This is a genomic window from Streptomyces sp. NPDC053750 (assembly GCF_044544295.1).
In the GTDB taxonomy this organism is placed as follows: Bacteria; Actinomycetota; Actinomycetes; order Streptomycetales; family Streptomycetaceae; genus Streptomyces.
This window is the reverse complement of sequence record NZ_JBITXB010000005.1, coordinates 255,551-279,822: the sequence shown is the minus strand read 5'-3', so window position 1 is coordinate 279,822 and position 24,272 is coordinate 255,551. Positions and strand designations below refer to the sequence as shown.

Here is a 24,272-nt window from a genome sequence, read left to right as displayed (position 1 = left end):
TCTCCCAGAGGATTTCCGGAGAACATGGAGGCACACGAACCGGAAGGGTGAACGAACGATGTCGTCGTCCTACGCCGAGAAGAAGTACCGGACCGTCACGGCCGTCCAGCGCCGCCTCAACGCCGTCATGCGCCGCCTGCCGACCCAGACCCTGCTGGAGACCACCGGCCGCGTCTCCGGCCTGCCCCGCCGCACACCGGTCGGCGGGCGCCGGGTGGGGGACGCGTTCTGGCTGGTGTCGGAGTTCGGTGAGCGGTCGCAGTACGTCCGCAACATCCGGGCCGACCCGCGGGTGCGGGTGCGGGTCCGGGGCCGCTGGTACACGGGGACGGCCCACGTCCTGCCCGACGACGACCCGGTCGCGCGGCTGCGCCGCCTCCCCCGCCTCAACAGCGCGGCGGTGCGGGCGATGGGCGTCGGGACGGGACTACGGACGGTGCGGGTGGACCTGGAGGGGCGAGGGAGCAGGTGAGGAGTGAGGAACCTGTGATCGGCGTCCCCCGCGGCTGACGTGGTCGGCATGAACAAGGCAAACTGGCGTAGTTGCTCAGGATGTCTAGGGGGACGGCATGGACGGTGTACCGCGGGTTCCGGAGCAGCGGCGTCCCGGGCCCCCGGCGGAGCCGGACGAGCCGGCCACGCTGCGCTTCGGCGTGCTCGGGCCGGTGCGCGCCTGGCGCGGTGACGAGCCGCTGGCCACCGGCTCCCCCCAGCAGCGCGCGCTGCTGGCCGCCCTGCTGCTCCGCGAGGGCCGTACGGCCACCGCCGCCGAGCTGATCGACGCCCTGTGGGGCGAGGAACCGCCCTCGCAGGCGCTGGCGGCGGTACGGACGTACGCGTCCCGCCTGCGCAAGGTGCTGGACCCCGGGGTCCTGGTGAGCGAGTCGGGCGGGTACGCGGTACGGGGCCTGGGCGAGGGCGCGCTGGACCTGGGGCTGGCCCAGGACCTGGCCACCGAGGCGGAGAAGGCGCGCGGCGCCGGGGACCTGTGCCACGCCCGTGACGTACTGCGCCGCGCGCTGGACCTGTGGGACGGCGAGGTACTGGCCGGCGTCCCGGGCCCGTACGCCCAGGCGCAACGCGTCCGCCTGGAGGAGTGGCGTCTCCAACTCCTGGAGACCTGCCTGGACATGGACCTGGAGCAGGGCTGCCACGCGGAGGCCGTCTCGGAACTGACGGCGCTCACGGCGGCACACCCCCTGCGCGAACGCCTGCGCGAGCTCCTGATGCTGGCCCTCTACCGCAGCGGACGCCAGGCGGAGGCCCTCGCGGTCTACGCGGACACGCGGCGCCTGCTCGCCGACGAACTCGGCGTCGACCCGCGCCCCGGCCTCCAGGAACTCCAGCAACGCATCCTCCAGGCCGACCCGGCGCTGGCCGAACCGTCGGCACCGGCCGCGGAGACGTCCGTACCGCAGGTCCGCCCGGCCCAACTCCCCGCCACGGTCCCGGACTTCACGGGCCGCGCCTCCTTCGTCCGCGAGCTGAGCGACGTACTGTCCTCGGCCTGTGACGACGGGACGGGCAACGGGGGCCGCGTGATGGCGGTCTCGGCACTGGCCGGCATCGGCGGCGTCGGCAAGACGACCCTCGCGGTGCACGTCGCCCACCAGGCGCGGGCCGCCTTCCCGGACGGACAGCTGTACGTCGACCTCCAGGGCGCGGGCGCGCGGCCGGCGGAGCCGGAAACGGTGCTGGGCTCCTTCCTGCGCGCCCTGGGCACGGCCGACTCGGCCATCCCCGACTCCCTGGAGGAGCGGGCCGCCCTCTACCGCTCCGTCCTGGACGGCCGACGCGTCCTGGTCCTCCTCGACAACGCCCGCGACGCCGCCCAGGTACGCCCACTGCTGCCCGGCACGGACGGGTGCGCCGCCCTCGTGACGGCACGGGTGCGGATGGTGGACCTCGCCGGGGCGCAACTGGTCGACCTGGACGTGATGTCCCCGGACGAGGCGCTGGCCCTCTTCACGAAGATCGTGGGCGAGGAGCGGGTGGCCTCGGAACGGGAGGCGGCCCTGGACGTGGTCGGCGCCTGCGGCTTCCTGCCGTTGGCGATCCGCATCGCCGCGTCGCGCCTCGCGGCCCGCCGCACGTGGACGGTGTCCGTCCTCGCGGCGAAACTGGCGGACGAGCGACGCCGGCTGGACGAGCTGCAGGCCGGTGACCTGGCGGTCAAGGCCACCTTCGAGCTGGGCTACGGCCAGCTGGAGCCCGCCCAGGCCCGCGCCTTCCGCCTGCTGGGCCTGGCCGACGGCCCGGACATCTCCCTGGCGGCGGCAGCGGCGGTACTGGACCTGCCGGCGGAGGACACGGAGGACTTGCTGGAGTCCCTGGTCGACACGTCGTTGCTGGAATCGGCGGCGCCCGGCCGCTACCGCTTCCACGACCTCGTCCGCCTCTACGCGCGTGCATGCGCGGAACGCGACGAACACCCGCCGACCGAGCGGGATGCGGCGTTGTCACGGTTGCTGGACTTCTACCTGGCCACGGCGGCGGAGGTCTACGCGATCGAGCGGCCGGGCGACCGGTTGGTGAAGGATCTTGAGCCGACGCAGTACCCAGGGCTTCGTTTCGACGACGGGTCAAAGGCCCTCGACTGGCTGTACAGCGAAGCATCCCCCTTGTTGGCCTGCGTGCGGCAGGCGGCGAGCTCGGACCGACTGAGGCCGGCCGTGGACCTCCTGTGGGCGGCCAAGGACTTGATCGAGTCCGGGGCCAACTCCCACCAGTACGAGGCGACAGCCCGCGCCATGTGCGAGGCGACGCGGACCGCCGGGGATGCTCGCGCCGAAGGAAGAGCGCGGACGACGCTCACCAACGTTCTGCTGGTCTACGGCCGCATTCAGCAGGCGGAGGAGGAAGCACAGTTCGCCATGGAACTGGCGGCGTCCGCACGGGACGCGACCGCCGTCAGTTGGGTGGCCAACGATCGCGGCCTCATCTGTCTTCACCAGGGCCGCCATGAGGACGGGAAGGCCTTCTTCGAACAGGCGATCCACGGCCATCGGGCTGCCGACAACAGGCTTGGCGAAGCCGTCACCCTCGCCAATCTGTCCCGTGCGTATCTAGGCCTCGGAAACGTGTCCCAGGCCGTGGAGATCGCGCAGCAAAGCCTCGCCGCGCACTCACAGTTGGGTCGGCCCATGCGCCGCGCCAGTGCCCACTTCGCCTTGGGGCTGGCCCTGGCCAAGGCCAACCGGCACGCTGAGGCACTCGGTCAGTTCACTGATGCGCAGGGCATTTTCCATGCTCACCGGCAGCGGCTCTGGGTGGGAAACACACATTTCCGGATCGCAGAGGTGCATCTCGCCGCCACTCGCTTTGCTTCAGCGGCCCAACATGCCGAGCAGGCACTGGCCTTGGGCTGTGTCGGCGGTGACCGGATGCGCGGCAACGTCGTGACCCTCCTCGGCCGGGCCCTTGCCGCTCTCGGCCAAGCAGACCGGGCGAGGGCCTGCTGGCAGGAGGCCCTCAACCTCTACGAACAGAGCGGAGCCGCGGAGGCGAGCGAGGTCCGCGCCCTGATGTCCCCCGCGTCGGCTGCCTAGCAGGCGCCGAACACGGGCGTTCAGCAATCGTTTATGTCCGCCCGGCACGCTGACACCAGTCAGACCGTCGCGTCGGGGGGCAGACGGTCCGACAGGAGCCCAACGAGCTAATGTGCGGCTCCGAACGCCCGTCCGGCGGCCCTCGGGGGAGCTTCCGGACGGGCCTTTCCGACCTGTAACGACCTGGAGGAAGCCAAGCTCATGAGCGACACGAAGAGGGACGCGGCCGTCACGACGCAGGACAACAGCATGCCCACGCCGCCGAAGGACGCGGACGCGACGACGCAGGACAACAGCATGCCGAGCGAGCCCGCCAAGGGCGAGGCCATCACCACGCTGGACAACAGCATGCCGACCCCGCCTGCCCTGGACCTGGACGGCAAGTAGACCTTCTTCCCGCACGGGGATCGGCCGCGGCGGCGCGGAGGGGAGCCGCCGCGGCCGACGTGTGTCGTGATCAATCCCCGATGTCGCCGCCGAGCCGGGCGAGTTCGTCCGCCCGGCGGTGGTCCTTGGGGCGGCCCAGGGAACGCCGCATCTGGATCAGGTCGTCGCGGGTGGCGTAGCGGATGGTGAAGCCTGCCGGGTCGCGGGTGGTTTCGTACCGGGTCAGGCAGGGCGTCACGTTCATGGAACCCCAGGGCAGGGCGGGGGTGCACAGGTCACCACCGGCACCGGTCACCCGGTATCCCGCCTGCGGGCGGTCGAGGTCGGGGAGTTCGGTGCAGCCGCAGCGGGCCAGGGCTTGGCGCAGGGCGCGTGCCTCGTCAGGGGTTCCGTCCCAGAGCAGGTCGAGGTCTCCGGTCAGTTCGGTGGAGCCGTGCATGATGCCGGCGACCTGACCGATGACCACCGCGTGCGCGCCGGCGTGGTGGAGCGCCCGGAGGAAGGGGAAGGGGTCGAAGCCGAGGGCGCCGTCGGTGGCGAAGGTGCCCAGCAGGTCGTCGGCCTTCTCCGGGGGGCGCCCGGTGACGGCACGCTCTCGCGTTGCCTCTTCGGTCCGGGCGATCGCCTGCCGCAGGCGCAGGGCAGCTGTCGGGCTCATGCCGCCGTCCAACAGGTACGGCCGCCGCCTCGCCCACCCCTGTCCCGGCTCACGTCGTGCGTGCCGTCCCCGTTCCCTTCTCCGCGTCCAGGGCGTACACGCAGCGGTCCTTGCTGCAGGCGTACACGATGCCGTCGCGGACGACCGGGGAGCCGGTGATCTCGCCGCCCGTGGCCAGCTTCCAGCGGAGGCGGCCGTCGTCGGCCTTCAGGGTGTAGAGGAGGTGGTCCGTGGAGCCGAAGTGGATGCGGCCCTCGGCGACCGCGGGGGCGCCCACGATGTCGCCGCCCGCCTGGAAGCGCCACTTGGGCGTGCCCGTGACCGCGTCCAGGGTGTAGAGGGCCTTGCCGCTGCCCACGTGGACGTGGCCGGCGGCGACCAGGACCGGGTCGGTCGAGGAGCGGCCCTCGGTGGCGATGCGCCAGCGGTCGCGGCCGTCGGTGGCGTCGAGGGCGTAGACCGTGCCGAGGTAGTCGGCGAGGTAGACACCGCCGCCGGTCACCGCCGGGCCCGGCACGAAGGTGGGCGGGGCGAGGAAGACCGCCGGGGCCTCGAAGTGCCAGCGGACGTGGCCGGAGGTGACCTCCAGGGCGAGGACCCGGGTGCCGGCCGAGACGTAGACGTAGCCGTCGGGGGCGGGGGCGACCCGGACCGGGACCCCGCCGCAGGAGGCGGCGTCGCCGATCGGGTACGACCATCTCTCGTCGCCGGTACGGGCGTCCAGGGCGCGCAGCCGGGCGTCCTGCCAGACGTACACCGTGCCGTCGTGCAGCGCGGCGCCCGCCTCCGGGGACTCGAAGTCGGTCTGGCAGCCGGTGACCTCCCACAGCTTCTGGCCGCCCGAGGCCTCCCAGCCCTGCACGCCACCGCCGCGGGTGGCGGTGACGACGGTGCCCCGGTCGGCCTGGAGGGAGTACACCCAGGCGTCGGTCTGCACGCGCCACAGGTCGGCGCCCTCGCGGGCGTCCAGGGCGAAGAGGGTCGGGCCGTCGGAGGCGTGGATACGGCCGTCCGCGACCGCCATCGACCAGGCGACGTCCCGGGTCTTGAAGCGGCGGCGGCCGGTGGCGACGTCCAGGGCGTGCACCTCGAAGGAGGTGACGTAGACGAGGTCCTCGGCGACGGACGGCGTGCCCCAGACGTCGTTGGACATGCGGAAGCGCCAGGGGCGCCAGCCGGCCGGGGACGCCTCCGGGGGCGCGGCGGGGGCGGGCGGCGCGGCCGGTACGGCGGGGTCGGCGCCGTTGACGCCGGGGCGGGGCCGGGACCAGGACGCGGAGAGGGCGGCCTCCGGCGGGGGCGGGGCCACGGCGGCGGCGCGCATGTCGGCGACGCGCGGACCGGGGCCGATGGGCACCGGCGCCCCGGCCAGCTGGACCGGGCCGGTGTCCGGCGCGCCGACGGGCGCGGGAACCGGCGGCGCGTGCACGGGCGGCGCGTGCACGGGCGGTGAGGGCACGACGGGGTCGTGGGAGGGCGGGGGCGGGAGGGGAGGCGCGGGCGCCGCGGGACCGGCGACCGCGGAGGCGGCGCCGCCCGCCCGGCCGCCGGCGGTCGTGGCGAGCTTGGGTGCGGGGCGCCCGCCCCGGCGGGTCTCGATCAGGCCGACCGCCCGCTCCGGCAGCCACGCCGACGCCGTACCGCTGTCGTCGGAGCCGGAGCCGAACAGGTGCGGGGCGAGCTGGGCCTGGAGGTCGGCCGGGCCCGGGCGGGCCGTCGCCTCCATCTGCATACAGGACTCGATGAGCGGACGCAGCTCGTCCGGGAGGCCCTCGAGGTCGGGGCCCTCGCGCAGCAGCATGAAGACCGTCTCGACCGGGTTGGCGCCGTGGAAGGGCGGGTGGCCCGTGGCGGCGAAGACCAGCATGGAACCGAGCGAGAACACGTCGCTCGCGCCGGTGACGCTGCGGGAGTCCTTCGCCTGCTCGGGGGACATGTAGGCGGGGGTGCCGACGGCGACGTTCGTCATCGTCAAACGGGTGTTCGAGACGCCGGACGCGATACCGAAGTCGATCACCCGGGGGCCGTCCTCGACGACGAGGACGTTGGACGGCTTGAGGTCGCGGTGGACCAGGCCCGCGCCGTGGATCGACTGGAGCGCCTCCGCGACGCCCGCCGCCAGCCAGCGCACCGCCTGGGCCGGGAGCGGCCCGCACTCGTTCACTATCTCCTCTAGGGAGGGCGCGGGGACGTACGCCGTGGCCAGCCACGGGACCGCCGCGCGCGGGTCGGCGTCGACCACGGCCGCCGTGTAGAAGCCGGAGACGGCACGGGCCGCCTCCACCTCACGCGTGAAGCGGACGCGGAACAGCTGGTCCTCCGCCAGCTCCGTCCGGACCGTCTTGATCGCCACGCGCCGCCCGGACGCCGAGCGCGCGAGATAGACCAGCCCCATGCCGCCGGCGCCGAGCCGCCCCAGCACCTCGAACGGCCCGATCCGCCGCGGATCGTGCTGCGTCAGCTGATCCACCACTTGCCTGCCACCTCCCCGTACGAGCCGCGCCACCCACATATGTACGCGACCGAAGTGCAGCGTCTCACCACCGCACCTCCGTGGCGGCACGCACCCCGATTCTTCCTGTCCGAGACGCTGGTGGCGAACCTCGGGACAATCGGGGTGTCTCGCCTCATCCCGGGCAAAGGGCTGTGCTCGTCGGCCCGTGTTCAGCGCTGGAGCAGCGCGAACGACGCCCCCTGGCCGTCCGAGACCACGGCCACCCGCCCGTACGACGTCTCGAACGGTGGTACGCGTACCCGTCCGCCGAGCCGGGCCACCGCGCCGAGCGCGGCCTCGCAGTCCTCGACCAGGAAGTGGACGAGGAAGTGCGGCGGCATCTCGGCGGGGAAGACGTCGGAGACCGGCGCCCGGCCGAAGTCGGGCGCGGCGCCGGGGCCGAACAGGGCGTCGTGGAACAGGTCGCCGTAGAAGGCGTTGGCCGCCTCGGTGTCCCGGGTGTACAGCTCCACCCAGGCGAAGGCGCCCGGCACGTGCCGCTGCCCGAAGCCGGCGAAGCCGGGGGTGCCCTCCGTGGCGGCGGCCGGCTGCCACAGGGCGAAGACCGCGCCCTGGGGATCGGTGACGAGGGCGGTCGTGCCCAGGTCCGCCACCGGCTGCGGCGGCGTGACGATCTGCCCGCCGGCCGCCCGGATCCGCCCGGCCAGCGCCGCGGCGTCGGCGGCGGCGAAGTACACCGTCCAGACGGTGGGCAGCCTGCCGTCCGACTTGCGTACGAGCGCGGCGACGGGCTCGCCGTCCAGTCGCGCCCCTACGGACTCCCCCGGCGCCTCCTCGAAGGTCCAGCCGAAGAGCTCGCCGTAGAAGCGCTTGCCCGCCTCGACGTCGGAAAGCTGCGCCTCCACCCAGCAGGGAACGCCTTCCGGATAGGCGGACGGGTCGCCGGCCGTCCGCCTGGATGTCCGCTTCGCAGATGCACCGTTTTCGGCCATGCCGTCAAAGTAACCGCGTCGCCCGCACCGCGCAGACCAGGCACACCAGCCCCTCTTCGCCCGCGCACCCCATTTGCACTCGGCCGAATCGCGCCCGGATCACCCGCCGGTAAGCTGACGGCATGACAGGACAAGTGCGCACCGTTGACGGCCGCGTGGCCGGTCGACGCGGGCAGGCGACCCGGCAGAAACTGCTCGACTGCCTCAGCGAAATGCTCAGCTCCTCCCCCTATCGCGATGTCAAAGTCATCGATGTCGCCCGCAAGGCGGGCACCTCGCCGGCGACCTTCTACCAGTACTTCCCGGACGTCGAGGGCGCCGTCCTGGAAATCGCCGAGCAAATGGCCGCGGAAAGCTCCGGGTTGGCCGAGCTGACGGCGGGCCGCTCGTGGGTCGGCAAGGCCGGCTGGCAGACCGCGCAGGAACTCGTCGACGGATTCCTGGAGTTCTGGCGGAAGAACGACGCCATTCTCCGCGTGATCGACCTGGGCGCGGCCGAGGGCGACAAACGGTTCTCCAAGATCCGCATGAAGATCCTGAACTCGGTGAACTCCTCCCTCGCGGACGCCGTCGCCGAGCTGCAGGCCAAGGGCAAGATCGACAAGGACGTGAACCCCGCGGCGATCGCCGGTTCACTGGTCGTGATGCTCGCCGCCGCCGCCTCACACCAGAAAGGTTTCTCCTCGTGGGGCGTCAAGCAGGCCGAACTCAAGCCGGCGCTGTCGCTGTTGATGTACCTGGGCGTCACCGGGAAGAAGCCCACCAAGTAGGAGGCGGTGGAGCGGCGACGCGACACAGCGGCCTGTCACCTGTGCCACGTCCCCCACGGCCCCCACTTCCCCCGCAGCACCTCCCCCGCTAGGCCGGCAACGGCCGGTCCCGCACCACGTGCTTCATCACCAGCGTCGACGTCAGCCGCTGCACACCCGGCAGGGTCGCGAGCCGCTCGTCGTAGAGCCGCTGGTAGGCGGCCAGGTCGGCGGCGACCACGCGCAGCAGGTAGTCCGGCTCCCCGAACAGCCGCTGCGCCTCCTGCACCTCCACCACCTCGCTGACCGCCCGCTCGAACTCGGCGACCGTGTCCCGGTCCTCCTGCCGCATCGACACGAAGACCAGCGCCTCGAAGTTCAGCCCCACGGCGGCCGGATCCACCACCGCCCGGTACCCGCCGATCGCCCCCGACCGCTCCAGCTCGCGCAGCCGCCGGTGACAGGGCGAGACGCTCAGCCGCACCCGCGCGGCCAGCTCGGTCACGGTCAGCCGCCCGTCCTGCTGCAGCTCGGCAAGAATCTTCCGGTCCATGTCGTCCATGGGGGAGATTTTTCCAGCACCGCGCTGGTGAGGGGCAAATTCCGGGAACATCTTTGGGACAATCGCGCCTAATCTTCCCCGCATGGACTCGGGACTCCTCATTTCCTTCCTCGCCCTGGACCTCCTGCTGGTGTGCGTGCCGGGTGCCGACTGGGCGTACGCCATCGCGGCCGGGCTGCGCGACCGGTCGGTGACGTGGGCGGTGGGCGGCCTGGTCGCCGGGTACGCGCTGCACACGCTGCTGGCGGCGGCCGGGCTGGCGGTCCTGGTGGCCGGGTCGCCGGGCCTGCTCACGGGGCTGACGGTGGCGGGGGCGGCGTACCTGGTGTGGCTGGGGTGGGGGGTGCTGCGCCGGCCCGGCACGCCGGGTTCCGCGGCGAGTGACGCGGCGGGTGCCGCGACCGGTGCCGCCCGGGACGCGGCGCAGAGCGCCCCGCACGCCGCGGAAGGCGGCTCGCGGGCCCGGGTCTTCCTGCGCGGTGCCACGATCAGCGGGCTCAACCCCAAGGGCCTGCTGCTCTACCTCTCCGTACTGCCGCAGTTCCTGGTCACCCGGGGTGCGCACCTGCCGGTGCCCGTGCAGACTGTCGTCCTGGGGCTGCTGCACATGGCGTGCTGTGCCGCCGTCTACCTCACGGTGGGCCTGGCCGCCCGTGCCGTCCTGGGCGCCCGCCCGGCGGCGGCCCGCGCGGTCACCCGTACGTCGGGCGCCGCGATGCTGGGCATCGGCGCGTTCCTGCTGGTGCAGCGCCTGGCGATGTCCTGACCGACGTCGGGCACTGCCGGGACGGGGAACAGCCGCCCGCCCGGCCGGTGTTGTGCTCGGCATCGACGCCCGTACCCGCAGGAGGAGACCGGAATGGCCCTGACCCGCGATGAGCGTGAGAAGTTCCTGGCCGAGCCGCACGTCGCCGCGCTCGCCGTCGACGCGGAGGCGGGCCGTGCCCCGCTGTCCGTGCCGATCTGGTACCAGTACGAGCCCGGTGGCGACGTATGGATCATGACCGGGCTCGACAGCCGCAAGAACCAACTGATCCAGGCGGCGGGCCGGTTCTCCCTGATGATCGACCGGCTGGAGCCCACCATCCGGTACGTGTCGGTGGAGGGACCGGTCGTCGAGACGGTCGCCGCCACGGAGGAACAGCTGCGGGAGCTCTCCTCCCGTTACCTCCCGGCCGACAAGGTCGACGGATACGTCGCCTTCGCCACGGCGAACCACGGCGAGCAGGTCGTCGTCCGCATGCGGCCCGAACGCTGGGTCTCCTCCGACCTCGGCACCGTGTGAACCCGCCCGAGCCGCCCCGCACAGCCGCGACACCCGCGACAATCGCGGCATGGGAACCGATCTTCACGAGCTGCTGAGGTCACTGCGGGTATGGGACCCCGCCGTCACCGAACTGCCGCCCTTCGACCCGGCCACCGCGCCCGGCGAGCCCCTGCCCCTGTTCACCCGGTGGTTCGCCGAGGCCGTGGCGGCCGGACAGACCGAGCCGCACACGCCCGCGCTGGCCACGGCGGACGCGGAGGGCCTGCCGGACGTACGGATCGTGATGCTGCACGGCGCGGACGCGGCCGGCTGGTCCTTCGCCACCCACGCCGACAGCCGCAAGGGCCGCCACCTCGCCGCCCGCCCGTACGCCGCCCTCTCCTTCTACTGGCCGGTGCTGGGCCGTCAGGTGCGGGTGCGCGGCCCGGTCGCCGTCGCTCCGGCCGAGGAGGCGCAGGCCGACCTGCACGCGCGGTCGACGGGCGCGCTGGCCGCCGCGCTCACCGGGCGGCAGAGCACGGAGCTCGGCTCGCCGGACGAGCTGGCCCGCGCCTCCGAGGCGGCCTGGGAGCGGGCGGGCCGGGAACCGGAGGCGCCCGTCCCGTCCTGGACGCTGTACCGGCTCCAGCCCGACGAGGTGGAGTTCTTCCAGGGGGACGCCCGCCGCCGCCACGTACGGCTGGCCTACCGGCGGTCGGAGCAGGAGGGGGGCGGTTGGCGCACGCGACTGCTGTGGCCGTGAGCGGCGGTCGGCATCCGTCGCCCCGGCCGCGGACCTGTGGGTCTCCCGTGAGTACCCATGAATCCGCTCGGATTGTTGGCAATTTTGTCGGCACTCGAAGCACAGGGCAGTCAAGCGCAGGAGCGTCGTCATGGGCATCGGGGCGACCGCCGGGGTCGCGGCGGTCGGCGGTCTGGCGCTGAACGCGCAGGCGTCGGGCGAGGGTGCCGGGTCGGGCGGCTCGTCGTCCTCCGAGGCCCTCGTCTTCGACCAGGACGGCTACTCGACCCTGACGACGACGATCACCGACGCCGACGGCGCCGACCACGAGGTGACGTACCACTTCTACAAGGCGATCACCTACGTCGCCCGCCCCGTCGACGAGAAGTACCAGAGCCTCAACATCAGCGTCCCCGTCACGATCGACGGCAAGGCGGTGGACGCCACCGACGCGCCCATCCTCTTCGCCAACTCCGTGGGCGGCTACATGCCGTCCTCCGTGGCGGACGCCACCGGCGTGGGCGGCGGCGGCATGGCCGGCGGTCGCGGCGGCGCGGGCGGCGCCTCGGCGAGCGCCGCCCCGAGCGCGAGCGCCCCGTCGGGCGGCACCGAGTCCGGCAGCGCCGGCCAGGTGAGCGGCGGCAAGATGGTCAGCCTGCCCCGGCTGGGCCTGGCGGCCGGCTACGTCGTCGTGGAGCCCGGCGCGCGCGGCCGCACCCTGAAGGACGCCGCCGGCGCGTACTACGGCACCGCCCCCGCCGTCATCGTGGACCTGAAGGCCGCGGTCCGGTACCTGCGCGCCAACAAGGGCCGCGTACCCGGCAACGTCGACCGGATCTTCTCCACCGGCACCAGCGCCGGCGGCGCCGTGTCCGCGCTGCTCGGCGCGTCCGGCGACAGCCCGCTCTACGACGAGTACCTGAAGGAGATCGGCGCCGCCGACGCCGGCGACGCGATCTTCGCCACCGGCGCCTGGTGCCCGATCACCGACCTGGAGCACGCCGACGGCGCCTACGAGTGGTGCTGGGGCACCAACGCGCTCAGCACCGGCGAGCAGGCCGACCAGACGGTGTCGAAGCAGCTCAGGTCCCAGTTCGCCGAGTACCAGGCCGGACTGAAGCTGCGCGGCCTGAACGGCTTCGGCCCGCTCACCGCCCGCAACTACGACGAGTACATGCTCAAGCAGTACCTCCAGCCGGCGGCCTCCACCTACCTCGGGGGCCTGTCGGACTCCGCCCGTGAGACGTATCTGGCCGCCCACACCTTCATCACCTGGGACGGGAAGAACGCCACCTTCACCTGGGCCGACTTCCTCACCCACGTCGGCGCGCGCAAGAAGGACGCCCCGGCCTTCGACCTCTTCGCCTTCCCCACCGACTCCTCCGACACGATGGCCGGGGACATCAACAACGAGTTCGGCACGGGCACGACCCAGTACCGGCACTTCACGCCGTACAGCCTGCGCAAGGACAAGGGCGCCGGCGCGCGGCTCGCGGGCGACGTCCCCGAGAAGCTGCGGCTGATGAACCCGATGTACCACCTGGTCGACAAGCCCAACGCGGGCCGGTCGAAGCACTGGTGGATCCGCCTCGGCAGCTCGGACTCCGACACCTCACTGACGGTCTCCGCCAACCTGGCCGCCGCCGCGCACCGGTTGGGCGACGAGGTCAGCCACCTCTACTACTGGGACCAGGGCCACGGCGCGAACACCGACGCCGGCGACTTCGTCGCGTGGATCGCCAGGACGGCGGGGCACCGCGCCCAGTAGCGCCCCGTGACCAATCCGCAACCGATTTCGGTCTTGACCGAGACCCATCAAGCGAGTGCGAGATTACGCTCGCGGCATGCCCGACTCCACAGCGTCCGCCGACCCCTCGCCCGCGGACCGTCCCGTGTACGTCATCGGCGGCGGCCCGGGCGGTCTCGCCGCCGCGTACGCCCTGCGCGCGCGGGGCGTACGGGCCGTCGTCCTGGAGCGGTCCGACCAGGTCGGGGCGTCCTGGCGGCGCCACTACGACCGGTTGCGGCTGCACACCACCCGCCGGGCGTCAGCGCTGCCCGGGCTGCCGATGCCACGCCGCTTCGGGCGGTGGGTGACCCGGGACGACGTGGTGCGGTACCTGGAGAAGTACGCCGAGCACCACCAACTGGAGATCGTCACCGGCGTCGAGGTGTCCCGCGTCGAGCGCGCGCCCGACGGCACCGGCTGGTTGCTGCACGCCTCCGGCGGCCGCGAGCTGACCGGCGCCGCGGTCGTGGTCGCCACCGGCCACAACCACACCCCGCGCGTGCCGGACTGGCCCGGCCGCGACACGTACACCGGCGAGCTCCGGCACGCCGCCGAGTACCGGAACGCGGCTCCCTACGCCGGACGGGACGTCCTGGTCGTCGGCGTCGGCAACACCGGCGCCGAGATCGCCGTGGACCTGGTGGAGGGCGGTGCCGCCCGGGTCCGCCTGTCCGTGCGCACGCCGCCCCACATCGTCCGCCGCACCACCGCCGGCTGGCCCGCCCAGTACTCCGGCGTCCTGTGCCGGCGCCTCCCGGCCGCCCTCGTCGACCGGCTGGCCCGTCCGCTGGCCCGGATCAGCACGCCCGACCTGTCGGCGCACGGGCTGCCCCGCCCGGAGACCGGCCTGCTCACCCGGGCCGCCGAGGGCGCCGTCCCGGTGCAGGACGTCGGCCTGATCGACGCGGTGCGGTCGGGGCGGGTGGAGGTCGTCGCCGCCGTGGACGGCTTCGAGGACGGCAAGGTCGTCCTCGCGGACGGCACCCGCACCGCCACGGACGCGGTGATCGCGGCCACCGGCTACCGGCGGGGCCTGGAGGACCTGGTCGGCGACCTCGACGTTCTCGACCCCCGCGGCAGGCCGGTCGTCCGGGGCGCCCGCACTCCGGCGCACGCCCCCGGCCTGTACTTCACCGGCTTCACCAACCCGATCAGCGGCATGCTCCGCGAGCTGGCGATCGACGCGGAGCGGATCGCCAGGGCCGTGGCGAAGCACAACGCGGGCCGCGTTTCGCGACTGCCGGGCTGAGCGACGGGCGCGCCGAGCCACCGGCGGGTCGATCGACCGGCGGGCCGGAAGCACCGGGCCGGTCAGGACGCCGCCCCGGGCTCCGGAGCCGTCCGGCGCCGGATCACCAGGGCCATCAGCGCCGCCGCCGCGCACAGGGCACCGGAGGCCACCCAGACCACGTCGTAGGAGCCGAACCGGTCACGGGCGACGCCGCCGAGGAAGGCGACGAGGGCGGCGCCGACCTGGTGGGAGGCGAGGACCCAGCCGAAGACGATGGCGCTGTCCTCGCCGTACTGCTCGCGGCACAGGGCGAGGGTGGGCGGGACGGTGGCGACCCAGTCGAGGCCGTAGAAGACGATGAAGAAGACCATCGGCGGGTGCACGCTGGGCGCGAGCAGGAGCGGGAGGAAGAGGAGGGAGATGCCGCGCAGGGCGTAGTAGACGGCGAGCAGGCGGCGCGGTTCGAAGCGGTCGGTGAACCAGCCGGAGGCGACCGTGCCGACCACGTCGAAGATCCCGATGACGGCGAGCAGCGAGGAGGCGGTCGTCAGCGGCATGTGGTGGTCGTGGGCCGCCGGGATGAAGTGGGTCTGGATCAGGCCGTTGGTGGAGGCGCCGCAGATCGCGAAGGTCCCGGCGAGCAGCCAGAAGGGGCCGGTGCGGGCGGCGGAGAAGAGGACCGTGAGGGCGCGGCGGGCGGCGCCCGGCACCGGGGCGGGCTTGGGGACGAACTCCTCGGCACCGTAGGGCTTCTGGCCCACGTCGGCGGGGTGGTCGTGCAGGAGGAGCCAGACGAAGGGGACGACGGCGAGGGCGGCCAGGGCGACCGTGACGGCCGCGGGGCGCCAGTCGTACGTCTCGACGATCCAGGACAGCAGCGGCAGGAAGATCAGCTGTCCGGAGGCCGAGGCGGCGGTGAGGACGCCGGTGACCAGGCCGCGCCGTTCGGTGAACCAGCGGTTGGTGACGGTGGCCGCGAAGGCCAGCGCCATCGAGCCGGAGCCCAGGCCGACCAGCAGGCCCCAGCAGAGGATGAGCTGCCAGGCGGAGTCCATCCACACCGTCAGGCCCGAGCCGAGCGCGATCACGGTCAGGGCGACGGCGACCACGCGACGGATGCCGAAGCGGTCCATCAGCGCGGCGGCGAAGGGCGCGGTGAGCCCGTAGAGCGCCAGGTTGACGGAGACGGCGGCCCCGATGGTGCCGCGCGACCAGCCGAAGTCCTGGTGGAGCGGGTCGATGAGGATGCCGGGCAGCGAGCGGAAGGCCGCGGCGCCGATGATCGTCACGAAGGTGACGGCGGCGACCCACCAGGCGCGGTGCACGCGGGGGCGGCGGGGCCGGGTGGGCTCGGGCTTCCGTACGGCTGCTGCGGCGTCGGTTGTCTGGGTCACGTCATCGAGCTTCCGCCACCGGGCCCGGCCGAACGAGTGGCCCGAAAGACAGGGTTCGTTAGGATCGGGCCATGACGTCCGAGCCCCTGCCTCCCGCTCCCCGGCCGCACCGCGTCGTCGTCCTCGCCCTCGACGGCCTGCTCCCGTTCGAACTGGGCATCCCGCAGCGGATCTTCCGACTCGCCCGCGACGAGCACCGGCGCCGGCTGTACGAGGTCGTCACCTGCTCCGTCCGCCCGCCGGGGCCCGTCGAGACCGACGCGGACTTCGCGATCTTGGTCGAGAACGGCCCGGAGACGCTGGCCACCGCCGACACGGTCGTCGTCCCGGCCTCCTACGAGCTCGGCCCGGTCCACGACGAGGGCGTGCTCACCGAGGAACTGGCCGCCGCGCTCGCCCAGGTCCGGCCCGGCACCCGGCTCGTGGCGATCTGCACCGGCGGTTACGTCCTGGCCGCGGCCGGGTACCTCGACGGCCGCCCGGCGACCACGCACTGGGCCTCCGCCGAGCACTTCCAGCGGCTGTTCCCCAAGGTGCGGGTGGACGCCGACGTGCTGTTCATCGACGACGGGGACGTCCTCACCTCGGCCGGGGTGGCGGCCGGGATCGACCTGTGCGTGCACATCGTGCGCCGCGACCACGGCACCGCCGTCGCCAACGAGGTGGCCCGCCGCACCGTCGTACCGCCCCACCGCGACGGCGGACAGGCGCAGTACATCGAGCGGCCGGTGCCGGATCCGCAGCAGTCGTCCACGACCAACGCCCGCGCCTGGGCACTCGCCCGGCTCCGGGAGCCGCTCCAGCTGCGGGACATGGCGGCGCAGGAATCCATGTCGGTACGCACCTTCACCCGCCGGTTCCGCGAGGAGGCCGGCATCAGTCCGGGGCAGTGGCTCACTCAGCAGCGCGTCGAACGGGCCCGGCACCTACTGGAGTCCACCGGCCTGTCCGTCGACCAGGTGGCCACCGAGGCCGGCTTCGGCACCGCCCAGTCGATGCGGCAGCACCTCCAGGCAGCGCTCGGGGTCACCCCGACCGCGTACCGGCGAACCTTCCGGGCGGAGTTGTCCACAGCTTGTGGAGAGTGACGAGGCGGAGATGTCGGCCGGCGGCGCGGCGCCATTCGCCCCGAGCCTGACATCGCGCGCCGCCACCCGACTCCGGCGCTCCCGCCCGGCTCCCCTCGCCCCCGAGGGAACCGCCGCCGAATCACGACCCACACTCGCCGAGGGCCCCGTCACCGGGCCCTCGCCGTCCCCTCGCGGCGAATCGCTGCCTACAAGCGTGAGGAAACGGTAACGATCCGTCAACCGGCGCAGAGGGATTCACCACTTACCCCCGTCGGCGAAGGGCGCGCACGGAAGCACACGCAGGCGCACCGCCGCACCATCCCCCGGGGAGCCGGCGGCCCGTGCACCCGGCGCCTCTAGACCACTTCGTACGCCAGCCCCTCGTACGGCACCGCACCGACGCTCCCGCAGGCCGCTGCGGGCTCCGCGCGCTCGGCGCAGCGGTCCAGTTCGCACCAGATGCGCTTGCCGGCGCCCTCGCGGCTCCAGCCCCAGCGGTCGGCGAGGCCGTCGACGAGGGCGAGGCCCCGGCCGCCCGTCGCCTCGCCGTCGAGGCAACGGGGCACCGGGGCCCGGTCGCTGGCGTCGTCCACCTCGAGACGGACGGTCGCCCCCTCGGTCTCCTCGGTCACCGCTCCCGGCAGCACCAGCCGCACGACGGCGGAACAGCCGGTGTGCACCACGGCGTTGGTGACGAGTTCGGAGACGAGCAGGACCAGCGTCTCCGCGAGTGGTTCATCGGCCTGTATCCCGGACCCGACGAGCCGTGATCGCGCCCACCGCCGGGCACGCCCCACTTCCGAGGGGTCGGGCCGGATCTCCAGCTGCACTTGAAGCACCTGCACCGCTCACACCATCCGAACCGGCGGACACAAAGGCTCGCGCCTCATGAGGGCCACGATCGTAGCCATTTTCTGCATGACCAGAACAAAGGCCGGGCGAGGGTTCACGGAACGTGAATCCCTTGTGGGACAGCATGGTTGACGTACAGTCACGCCAACAAGCGCTTCGGGCATATTCCAGCGCGAAGGAGTACCCGTGCGGCATACTGTGCGACGCTCGTTCCGGGAAGTCGAACAGGCGGCGGTCGACAGCCGTTCCACCCTGTAGGGCAGGCCGCGCACCTCGGGTTCCGGAGCCGCCTCGGGGGCAACTCCGGCACGGTCGGCGCTCGGGACCACTCGCATCCCACACAAGGTACCGGAGTGTGGCACCGACTCCGGGCCGTGACGGGACCCCCGGCGGACACAACCCGATATCAACGCTCTGTGACGCCGCTCTGCCACGATCCGCGACATCCGGCCCCGGCGCTACTCGGGAACCGTGAAGTAGCGGGCGAAGGCCGGGACGATGTCCGCCTCCCCCACCCTGCCGTCGCGGTCCGTGTCGAGCGCGGTGGCGACCTCCGCCGCGACGTGGTCCGGCAGATCGAGCGCGGCGAGCAGGCGGGTCACGTCCCCGACGGTGACGCCTCCGTCGCTGTCGGCGCCGGCGACGGCCAGGGCCGCGTGCAGGAACGGGCGGGCGATCTCGCCGAACCGTTCCGGGTTGTCCCGCAGCCGCTTGACGGCCCCGGTGACGAACTCCTCACGGGTGATGCGCTGGTCGCCGTCCCGGTCGGCGATGCCCGCCATGCCCTGCCAGAACGCCTCCGCGCCGCTGTACAGGGCCTGGCCCCTGGCGGACCGGGCGGCGGTACCGAACGCGGCGAGCACCGCCTTGGCCGCGCGACTGAAGTCCTCGCGGTCGATGTAGCCGTTGCGGTCCTGGTCGAAGGTGGCGAACCGCGCGGCGATCCTGCGCTCGTACTCGCTGTTGTCCATCTTTCCTCCGGCCGTCTCACGTCTCGGTGTCGGTGCGTGCGTCTGGCTCGGAGCGTACGACGTCACAGGCGGGCGCGGGCGGGCGCGGGTGGAATCCTCCGCGGTCTACGCGGAGAGCGGGCGCGGCTCGTCGCCGGTCGCCGAGGCGAGGTCGGGGTGCACGTCGAAGAGCCGGCGCACCCCGAGCGCGCCGAGCACGCGGTTGACGTGAGACCCGTCGACGGCGCCCTGGGCGGGCAGTATCAGGCGCAGCCGCCCCTGACAGGAGCGGATGAGCCGTCGCGAGGCAATGAGCACGCCGACCCCGCTGGAATCGCAGAACAGGACCTCCGAGAGATCCAGGACGAGACTGTGCCGGCCCTCGGCCACCTCGTCGTGCACCCGCTGCCGCAGCACCGGTGACGTCACCAGGTCCAGCTCGCCCGACACCTGGAGCACGGCCCACTCGCCCCGACCGCCGCCGGTCACGTTGAACATCACCACCATGCCCTTCATTCGTCGGACCGTTCTGATTCACCCGAAACGGAAGCCGTGCCTACGCTTCTTGGGCGCGCGCCTGCCCACCGGCCGTTCCCGCAAACACGCGACGGGAAACGGAGTCCGGTCGGAAGTGGCTTGTTTCAGACGCTTTCGATCTCGTTCGATCGAATTCGGTCGCACGGTAGAGGGTAGGGGAGACGTGGGCAGGCGCTTACCACCTGCGGACCGTCGGGGGCGCACATTGGCACAAAGGGGCGTGCGCTGTCGGACGTGCCGACTACATTCGGGGAGACGGTGACCGCAGGCTGGGGCGTGGGCTGGGAGGCTGAAACCCGGAGCCACGGCGAGCGGGGGCCGGACGCAGCAGGCCGGACAGGGGGTGAAGGAACCGCATGGCGAAGAGGGACGTACCACTGCGCTGGGACCGCAAGATGCAGCAGCGGCTCGCGCGCGGCGAGGCGGCCGCCCTGGGTGAGCTCTACGACCGGTTCGCGTCGCTCGTGCACGGTCTCGCGCACCGTGTGCTCGGTGACGAACGCGCCGCCGACCGCATCACGCGCGACGTCTTCGCGCACGTCTGGGAGCATCCGGACGCCTACGACCCCCGGCAGGGCCCGCTGCGCACCTGGGTCGCCACGCTGACCCACCGCCTGGCCGTGCAGCGGCTGCGCGCCACCGAGACGGCCGCCCTCGCGCGCGGGGGCCCCGGCACCACCGAGGAGCTGGAGAGCAGGGTGCGCCACGCCTCGGTCGCCGCCCGCGCCGACTACATCGTCCAGTCCATGCCGGCCCCGCTGCGCGCCGCCCTGGAGCTGGCCTACTTCCAGCGCCGCGACTACCGCCAGACCGCCGCCGACCTCGGCGTCACGGAGGACGAGGCCCGCCGCCGCCTCCGCCTCGGCCTCCAGCTGCTCTCCACCGCCCGCGACGCCGGCTCCCCGCAGTCACCCGGGGCGCCACCCGGATACGGGGGTGCGGCATGAGCGACGCGTACGACGAGCACGGCGAGCACGGGCCCCGCGACGTCCCGGGCATTCCCGACGGGCCGGGGACCGAGAGGCGTATACCGCTTCCGAGGATCTCCGTCGAGGACGGTGGGCGGTCCCTGCCCGACCCGCCGGTGGTCGCGCCGCTCGCGCTGGAGCACCAGGTGCTGACGTCGCTGCTCGGAGCCTGGGCACTGGCCGCCTGTTCGCCGGAGGAGGCGGCGGCCGTCGAGGAGCACCTCGGCGGGTGCGACACCTGCGCCGAGGAGGCCCTGCGGCTGCGGGAGGCCGTCGGGCTGCTCCAGCGCCCGGAGAGTCTCGACCTGGACCCCGCCCTGCGCACCCGCGTGCTGGAGGGCTGCCTGGAGCGGCGTCCGCCGCGCATCCCGGTGCCCGAGTGGGCCACGCCCTACGACGCCGAGACGGCACGGCTGGACGCGCTGCTCCAGGACATCGGGGACGCCGAGTGGCACGCCCCGGTCCGGCTGCGCTGGTTCGAGGCCGACAGTGCCGCGAGCCGCCGTACCACCGTCGCCGGTGTCCTCGCGCACCTCCTGACGGTCGACGGGCTGGTCGCGGTCGCCCTGGGCCTCACCGACCCGCTGGGCGAGATCACCGCGGCGGCCCCCGCACCGGCCGCCCGCACCGAGGCCTACTGGCGTGCCTCGCACTACCCGCCGACCCGCGCGGTGCGCGCGCCGTGGCGGGAGCAGAGCCACGGCATCGTCCGCACCGTGGCGTTCACCGGCGGCTCGGGCGGCGGCGCGGGGCGGATGCCGGTCTCGTACGGCGACTTCGAGCTGCCGCTGCACGACGCGATGCTGGACCGGGCGTTCGAGTGCTGGGTGCACGCGGAGGACATCGCCGACGCGGTGGACTACCCGTACGAGCCGCCCTCCGCGCGCCACCTGAACCTCATGATCGACCTCGCCGCCCGGATGCTGCCCCGCGTGCTGGCCGAACGCCGCCGCGCCGGGCCGGCCGCGCCCGGCACCCGGCCGCATCTGGTCGCCGCCGGTGAGCCGGGGCGCAGCCTGCGGCTGGAGATCGAGGGCTCGGGCGGCGGCGAGTGGTTCATCCCGCTGGACTCACCGGGCGCGGTGGGCTCCGCCGAGCACGAGGTGGCCCATGTCGCCCTGGACGGCGTGGAGTTCTGCCGACTGGCCGCGGGCCATGTGCCTCCGGCGGAGGCGGCGGCGGGTCAGGTCGGGGACCGGGAGGCGATCCGGGACGTACTGTTCGCGGCGGCGAGCTTGAGCCGGATGTAGGGGCCGAGCCGCTAGGCGAACACGACCGTCCGGCGTCCGTTCAGCAGAATCCTCCGCTCCGCATGCCACTTCACGGCCCGCGCCAGCGCCTGGCACTCCACGTCCCGCCCGACCGCGACCAGCTGGTCCGGTGTGACGTCGTGGCCGACCCGCTCGACCTCCTGCTCGATGATCGGCCCCTCGTCGAGGTCGGCCGTCACATAGTGCGCGGTCGCGCCGATCAGCTTCACGCCCCGGGCGTGCGCCTGGTGATACGGCTTCGCGCCCTTGAAGCTCGGCAGGAAGGAGTGGTGGATGTTGATGATCCGCCCGCTCAGCTGCTTGCACAGGTCGTCCGAGAGGACCTGCATGTAGCGGGCCAGCACGACGAGTTCGACTTTCTCCTCGCGCACGAGCTCCAGGAGCCGCGCCTCGGCCGCCGCCTTGGTGTCCTTGGTCACCGGGATGTGGTGGAAGGGGATGTCGTAGGACCCCACCAGCTCGGCGAAGTCGGTGTGATTGGACACCACCGCCGCGATCTCCACCGGCAGCGCGCCGATCCGGGACCGGAACAGGAGGTCGTTCAGGCAGTGCCCGAACTTGCTGACCATGAGGACGATGCGCATCTTGTCGTCGGCCCGGTGGATCTGCCAGTCCATGTGGAAGGCGTCACCGATCGCCGTGAAGCTGGCGCGCAGCTTGTCCACGGTCACCGGAGCCTCGGCCGAGAAGTGGACCCGCATGAAGAACAGTCCCGTGTCGTGGTCGCCGAACTGCTGGCTGTCCTCGATGTTGCAGCCGGTCATGAACAGGTAGCTCGACACGGCGTGCACGATGCCCTGCTTGTCGGGGCAGGACAGGGTGAGGACGTACTGGTCGGCCGGGGCGGCGGAGGGGGCGGCGGCCGGGGAGGACTGCTCGTTCATGCAGGACAGGTTCCCATATCCGGCCCCGGAACCGGTGGGCGTCCCGTCAGACGGACCGGGTCAGGATCCGCAGCACCTCGAGCGTGCGCGGCGCCGCCTCGGGGTCCTCGCCGTCGCCGGTGGCCAGCCGCACGTGCGCGTCGCGCGCCGCCCGCACCGCCTCCGGCCAGTCCGGGTGGTCGAGGTACGCGTGCACCGGCGCGTCCGGTCCGACCTGGTGCATGATCCGCAGTACGCGCAGCACGGCGGTGTCGACGAGCGCCGCCTCCTGCGAGTCACGGAAGACCGTGCCCACGTACTTCTCCGCGGACCAGTGGTCCAGCCAGGTGTCCTCCACCAGCCGGTACACCGCGTCGGTGACGTCCCCGTAGCCGTCCACACCGGCCAGCCAGACGTCCCGCTGGAAGGCGGGGGCGGAGAGCATGTGCAGCGCGGAGCGCACATTGCTGCGCCAGCGCCACCACGGCATGTCGTTGAGTGGCATGCCGCCCATGGTGGAGGAGCGACGGCCGCGACGGGAAGAGTTCTCCGAACCTTGCACGGTCATCGATCGTACGTTCCCTTCCACTCGTGACGCGCCGACCCCCGCAATTCACCTCCGCGTCACCATGTGTTGACCGCAGGTCACTGCCAGGTTGGCCGGGTGACGGAATCGTGCGGATACATGACCGGAAGGCGACCAACCCGCAGCAGCTTCCTCCGCGGCCTCTGCGGCCGCTCCCGGGCCACCCGTCGCGGCGCGCTGTCCGCCGGCGCGCTGGTGGCGTGCGCGTCGCTCGCCTCCTGCGGGGTCGTCCCCGGTGCCACGGGGGGCTCCGGGGACGACCCGATCACCGTCATGACCTGGGCCCCCGCGGACACGGGCGCGACCAACAAGCCCGGCATGCCCGCCTTCGCGCGCGCCTACGCCCGCTGGATCAACGCCCAGGGCGGCATCAACGGCCGCAAGCTCAACGTCCTGACCTGCAACGACCACAACGACAGCGTGACCGCGGCGAAGTGCGCCCGCCGTGCCGTCAAGGAGAACGCGGTCGCCGTCGTCGGCTCCTACAGCCAGCACGCCGACTCCTTCTTCCCGGTGCTGGAGGGCGCCGGGATCCCGTACATCGGCGGCTACGGCATCACCAACACGGAGTTCACCAGCCCGCTGTCCTACCCGGTCAACGGCGGCCAGCCCGCGCTGCTGGCCGGCCTCGGCAGCGCGCTCGCCGACACCTGCGGACCCGTCACGCTGGTGCGCCCCGACACCATCGCGGGAGACCAGCTGCCCGTGCTGCTCGACTCGGGACTGACCGCGGGCGGACACGAGCCGTCCCACGACCAGCGGGCGGAGGAGGACGCCACCGAGTACGACGGCCAGTCCGAGCGGGCGCTGGAGCGGACGACCACCGACCCGACCGAACCGGGGTGCGTGGTGCCGGTCCTCGGGGACCGCACCGGCACCTTCATGGACTCCTTCCGGCGGGCCCGCACGGACTACGCCGAGGTGCGGACCGCGACCGTGCTCGGCAGCGCCGACCAGACCACGATCAACGCGAGCGGCGGGGCGACCGGGCCGTACGAGGGGGCGTACGTCACCGGCTGGTACCCGGCGGCGAGCGACCCGGCCTGGGACGGGATGAAGAAGGTGATCAAGGAGGAGGCGTTCGGCGACAACAGCATCGACGCCGCGGACGCCGGAGTGCAGACGACCTGGATCGCGTACACCGTCCTCAAGGAGGTCGTCGAGTCGCTCGGCGACGGCGAGGTGAGCGCCGGCACCGTCCGGCGGGCCCTCGACGGCGGGCTGAAGGTCGGCACGGGCGGACTCACGCCGACCCTCCAGTGGACGTTCGCCGACAAGCTGGCCTCGGTCGGCTTCCCGCGCCTGGTCAACACCGAGGTCACCGTGCAGGTCGTCCGGCAGGGCCGCCTGGTGTCGGACCGCGAGGACGCCGTCGACACCACACGGATCCTGCGCAACGCCGACGTGGCCTGACCCGCGCCG

General features: G+C 72.9%; 23 protein-coding genes. 13 read left to right on the top strand and 10 right to left on the bottom strand.

Translation table 11 applies throughout. The annotated features are described in order from the left end of the window. The first annotated feature begins 58 nt into the window (after positions 1-58). The 3 genes from ACIGO6_RS17150 to ACIGO6_RS17140 all read left to right on the top strand — a co-directional run bounded on the left by ACIGO6_RS17150 (position 59) and on the right by ACIGO6_RS17140 (position 3,935). Positions 59-472 carry a nitroreductase/quinone reductase family protein gene (locus tag ACIGO6_RS17150; RefSeq protein WP_399876532.1) on the top strand — a complete coding sequence of 138 codons (414 nt, stop codon included), beginning with the start codon at positions 59-61 and terminating at the stop codon, positions 470-472. Positions 473-569: 97 nt separating this feature from the next. Next, positions 570-3,548 carry a BTAD domain-containing putative transcriptional regulator gene (locus ACIGO6_RS17145; protein ID WP_399876529.1) on the top strand — a complete coding sequence of 993 codons (2,979 nt, stop codon included), beginning with the start codon at positions 570-572 and terminating at the stop codon, positions 3,546-3,548. 201 nt (positions 3,549-3,749) lie between these two features. Then, on the top strand, positions 3,750-3,935 hold the full coding sequence (locus ACIGO6_RS17140) for a hypothetical protein (protein ID WP_399876527.1): 186 nt from the start codon (positions 3,750-3,752) through the stop codon (positions 3,933-3,935). A gap of 70 nt (positions 3,936-4,005) precedes the next feature. On the opposite strand, the gene ACIGO6_RS17135 is transcribed toward ACIGO6_RS17140, so the two are convergent. The 3 genes from ACIGO6_RS17135 to ACIGO6_RS17125 form a co-directional block, all read right to left on the bottom strand. Beyond that, positions 4,006-4,593 carry a hypothetical protein gene (locus tag ACIGO6_RS17135; RefSeq protein WP_399876526.1) on the bottom strand — a complete coding sequence of 196 codons (588 nt, stop codon included), beginning with the start codon at positions 4,591-4,593 and terminating at the stop codon, positions 4,006-4,008. A 49-nt stretch (positions 4,594-4,642) separates the two neighbouring features. Beyond that, positions 4,643-7,066 (bottom strand): PQQ-binding-like beta-propeller repeat protein, encoded by a 2,424-nt coding sequence (locus ACIGO6_RS17130; RefSeq protein WP_399876524.1) that lies wholly within the window; start codon positions 7,064-7,066, stop codon positions 4,643-4,645. A gap of 191 nt (positions 7,067-7,257) precedes the next feature. Continuing rightward, positions 7,258-8,040: a VOC family protein gene (locus tag ACIGO6_RS17125; protein ID WP_399876521.1), complete on the bottom strand. Its 783-nt coding sequence runs from the start codon at positions 8,038-8,040 to the stop codon at positions 7,258-7,260. 122 nt (positions 8,041-8,162) lie between these two features. Between ACIGO6_RS17125 and ACIGO6_RS17120 the strand changes: the two genes are divergently transcribed. Beyond that, entirely contained in the window at positions 8,163-8,810 is a 648-nt protein-coding gene (locus ACIGO6_RS17120; RefSeq protein WP_399876518.1) for a TetR family transcriptional regulator, read from the top strand. An 88-nt stretch (positions 8,811-8,898) separates the two neighbouring features. Here ACIGO6_RS17120 and ACIGO6_RS17115 read toward each other — a convergent pair whose 3' ends face one another. Beyond that, the gene (locus ACIGO6_RS17115) at positions 8,899-9,351 is read right to left on the bottom strand and encodes an Lrp/AsnC family transcriptional regulator (RefSeq protein ID WP_399876515.1); all 453 of its coding nucleotides are present in this window, start codon (positions 9,349-9,351) and stop codon (positions 8,899-8,901) included. 82 nt (positions 9,352-9,433) lie between these two features. Here ACIGO6_RS17115 and ACIGO6_RS17110 point away from each other — a divergent pair, with 82 nt between their 5' ends. The 5 genes from ACIGO6_RS17110 (at position 9,434) to ACIGO6_RS17090 (ending at position 14,377) form a co-directional block, all read left to right on the top strand. Then, positions 9,434-10,117 (top strand): LysE family translocator, encoded by a 684-nt coding sequence (locus ACIGO6_RS17110; protein ID WP_399876512.1) that lies wholly within the window; start codon positions 9,434-9,436, stop codon positions 10,115-10,117. 93 nt (positions 10,118-10,210) lie between these two features. Then, entirely contained in the window at positions 10,211-10,636 is a 426-nt protein-coding gene (locus ACIGO6_RS17105) for a pyridoxamine 5'-phosphate oxidase family protein (protein WP_399876510.1), read from the top strand. Positions 10,637-10,685: 49 nt separating this feature from the next. Beyond that, on the top strand, positions 10,686-11,360 hold the full coding sequence (locus ACIGO6_RS17100) for a pyridoxal 5'-phosphate synthase (RefSeq protein WP_399876509.1): 675 nt from the start codon (positions 10,686-10,688) through the stop codon (positions 11,358-11,360). 130 nt (positions 11,361-11,490) lie between these two features. Further along, positions 11,491-13,107 (top strand): subtype B tannase, encoded by a 1,617-nt coding sequence (locus tag ACIGO6_RS17095; RefSeq protein ID WP_399876506.1) that lies wholly within the window; start codon positions 11,491-11,493, stop codon positions 13,105-13,107. A 76-nt stretch (positions 13,108-13,183) separates the two neighbouring features. Continuing rightward, entirely contained in the window at positions 13,184-14,377 is a 1,194-nt protein-coding gene (locus ACIGO6_RS17090) for a flavin-containing monooxygenase (RefSeq protein WP_399876504.1), read from the top strand. A gap of 62 nt (positions 14,378-14,439) precedes the next feature. On the opposite strand, the gene ACIGO6_RS17085 is transcribed toward ACIGO6_RS17090, so the two are convergent. Then, positions 14,440-15,753, bottom strand: a complete 1,314-nt coding sequence (locus tag ACIGO6_RS17085) for an MFS transporter (RefSeq protein WP_399876502.1) — start codon at positions 15,751-15,753, stop codon at positions 14,440-14,442. 71 nt (positions 15,754-15,824) lie between these two features. On the opposite strand from ACIGO6_RS17085, the gene ACIGO6_RS17080 reads away from it, so the two are divergent. Next, entirely contained in the window at positions 15,825-16,841 is a 1,017-nt protein-coding gene (locus ACIGO6_RS17080) for a GlxA family transcriptional regulator (protein ID WP_399876500.1), read from the top strand. A gap of 338 nt (positions 16,842-17,179) precedes the next feature. Here ACIGO6_RS17080 and ACIGO6_RS17075 read toward each other — a convergent pair whose 3' ends face one another. The 3 genes from ACIGO6_RS17075 to ACIGO6_RS17065 all read right to left on the bottom strand — a co-directional run bounded on the left by ACIGO6_RS17075 (position 17,180) and on the right by ACIGO6_RS17065 (position 19,132). Further along, complete coding sequence (locus ACIGO6_RS17075; RefSeq protein WP_399876497.1) at positions 17,180-17,653, bottom strand: ATP-binding protein; 474 nt, start codon at positions 17,651-17,653, stop codon at positions 17,180-17,182. A gap of 480 nt (positions 17,654-18,133) precedes the next feature. Beyond that, positions 18,134-18,646, bottom strand: coding sequence for an EF-hand domain-containing protein (locus tag ACIGO6_RS17070; RefSeq protein ID WP_399876496.1), 513 nt, complete (start codon positions 18,644-18,646; stop codon positions 18,134-18,136). 105 nt (positions 18,647-18,751) lie between these two features. Then, positions 18,752-19,132: an STAS domain-containing protein gene (locus ACIGO6_RS17065; protein WP_399877012.1), complete on the bottom strand. Its 381-nt coding sequence runs from the start codon at positions 19,130-19,132 to the stop codon at positions 18,752-18,754. Positions 19,133-19,518: 386 nt separating this feature from the next. Here ACIGO6_RS17065 and ACIGO6_RS17060 point away from each other — a divergent pair, with 386 nt between their 5' ends. Both ACIGO6_RS17060 and ACIGO6_RS17055 read left to right on the top strand, forming a co-directional pair. Next, a complete protein-coding gene (locus ACIGO6_RS17060; protein ID WP_399876493.1) occupies positions 19,519-20,109 on the top strand; it encodes a sigma-70 family RNA polymerase sigma factor in 591 nt (196 codons plus the stop codon). Continuing rightward, positions 20,106-21,380 carry a zf-HC2 domain-containing protein gene (locus ACIGO6_RS17055; protein WP_399876490.1) on the top strand — a complete coding sequence of 425 codons (1,275 nt, stop codon included), beginning with the start codon at positions 20,106-20,108 and terminating at the stop codon, positions 21,378-21,380. Before ACIGO6_RS17060 ends, ACIGO6_RS17055 begins: the two co-directional genes overlap by 4 nt. An 11-nt stretch (positions 21,381-21,391) precedes the next feature. Here the strand turns inward: ACIGO6_RS17055 and purU are convergent, their stop codons facing one another. Together purU and ACIGO6_RS17045 are read right to left on the bottom strand one after the other, a co-directional pair. Next, on the bottom strand, positions 21,392-22,285 hold the full coding sequence (purU, locus tag ACIGO6_RS17050) for a formyltetrahydrofolate deformylase (RefSeq protein WP_399876487.1): 894 nt from the start codon (positions 22,283-22,285) through the stop codon (positions 21,392-21,394). Positions 22,286-22,331: 46 nt separating this feature from the next. Continuing rightward, complete coding sequence (locus tag ACIGO6_RS17045; RefSeq protein WP_399876484.1) at positions 22,332-22,832, bottom strand: hypothetical protein; 501 nt, start codon at positions 22,830-22,832, stop codon at positions 22,332-22,334. Positions 22,833-22,949: 117 nt separating this feature from the next. Here ACIGO6_RS17045 and ACIGO6_RS17040 point away from each other — a divergent pair, with 117 nt between their 5' ends. Further along, the gene (locus ACIGO6_RS17040; protein ID WP_399876482.1) at positions 22,950-24,263 is read left to right on the top strand and encodes an ABC transporter substrate-binding protein; all 1,314 of its coding nucleotides are present in this window, start codon (positions 22,950-22,952) and stop codon (positions 24,261-24,263) included. The last annotated feature ends 9 nt before the right edge of the window (positions 24,264-24,272 follow it).

Excerpts from the sequence above, each read along its gene's own strand:
- ACIGO6_RS17150 (WP_399876532.1), top strand. The coding sequence starts at position 59 with ATGTCGTCGTCCTACGCCGAGAAGAAGTACCGGACCGTCACGGCCGTC.
- ACIGO6_RS17095 (WP_399876506.1), top strand. The coding sequence starts at position 11,491 with ATGGGCATCGGGGCGACCGCCGGGGTCGCGGCGGTCGGCGGTCTGGCG.
- ACIGO6_RS17090 (WP_399876504.1), top strand. The coding sequence starts at position 13,184 with ATGCCCGACTCCACAGCGTCCGCCGACCCCTCGCCCGCGGACCGTCCC.
- ACIGO6_RS17125 (WP_399876521.1), bottom strand. The coding sequence starts at position 8,040 with ATGGCCGAAAACGGTGCATCTGCGAAGCGGACATCCAGGCGGACGGCC.
- ACIGO6_RS17105 (WP_399876510.1), top strand. The coding sequence starts at position 10,211 with ATGGCCCTGACCCGCGATGAGCGTGAGAAGTTCCTGGCCGAGCCGCAC.
- ACIGO6_RS17065 (WP_399877012.1), bottom strand. The coding sequence starts at position 19,132 with ATGGTGGTGATGTTCAACGTGACCGGCGGCGGTCGGGGCGAGTGGGCC.
- ACIGO6_RS17060 (WP_399876493.1), top strand. The coding sequence starts at position 19,519 with ATGGCGAAGAGGGACGTACCACTGCGCTGGGACCGCAAGATGCAGCAG.
- ACIGO6_RS17045 (WP_399876484.1), bottom strand. The coding sequence starts at position 22,832 with ATGACCGTGCAAGGTTCGGAGAACTCTTCCCGTCGCGGCCGTCGCTCC.
- ACIGO6_RS17070 (WP_399876496.1), bottom strand. The coding sequence starts at position 18,646 with ATGGACAACAGCGAGTACGAGCGCAGGATCGCCGCGCGGTTCGCCACC.
- ACIGO6_RS17110 (WP_399876512.1), top strand. The coding sequence starts at position 9,434 with ATGGACTCGGGACTCCTCATTTCCTTCCTCGCCCTGGACCTCCTGCTG.
- ACIGO6_RS17100 (WP_399876509.1), top strand. The coding sequence starts at position 10,686 with ATGGGAACCGATCTTCACGAGCTGCTGAGGTCACTGCGGGTATGGGAC.
- ACIGO6_RS17135 (WP_399876526.1), bottom strand. The coding sequence starts at position 4,593 with ATGAGCCCGACAGCTGCCCTGCGCCTGCGGCAGGCGATCGCCCGGACC.
- ACIGO6_RS17145 (WP_399876529.1), top strand. The coding sequence starts at position 570 with ATGGACGGTGTACCGCGGGTTCCGGAGCAGCGGCGTCCCGGGCCCCCG.
- ACIGO6_RS17040 (WP_399876482.1), top strand. The coding sequence starts at position 22,950 with ATGACCGGAAGGCGACCAACCCGCAGCAGCTTCCTCCGCGGCCTCTGC.
- ACIGO6_RS17120 (WP_399876518.1), top strand. The coding sequence starts at position 8,163 with ATGACAGGACAAGTGCGCACCGTTGACGGCCGCGTGGCCGGTCGACGC.
- ACIGO6_RS17080 (WP_399876500.1), top strand. The coding sequence starts at position 15,825 with ATGACGTCCGAGCCCCTGCCTCCCGCTCCCCGGCCGCACCGCGTCGTC.
- ACIGO6_RS17055 (WP_399876490.1), top strand. The coding sequence starts at position 20,106 with ATGAGCGACGCGTACGACGAGCACGGCGAGCACGGGCCCCGCGACGTC.
- purU (WP_399876487.1), bottom strand. The coding sequence starts at position 22,285 with ATGAACGAGCAGTCCTCCCCGGCCGCCGCCCCCTCCGCCGCCCCGGCC.
- ACIGO6_RS17115 (WP_399876515.1), bottom strand. The coding sequence starts at position 9,351 with ATGGACGACATGGACCGGAAGATTCTTGCCGAGCTGCAGCAGGACGGG.
- ACIGO6_RS17140 (WP_399876527.1), top strand. The coding sequence starts at position 3,750 with ATGAGCGACACGAAGAGGGACGCGGCCGTCACGACGCAGGACAACAGC.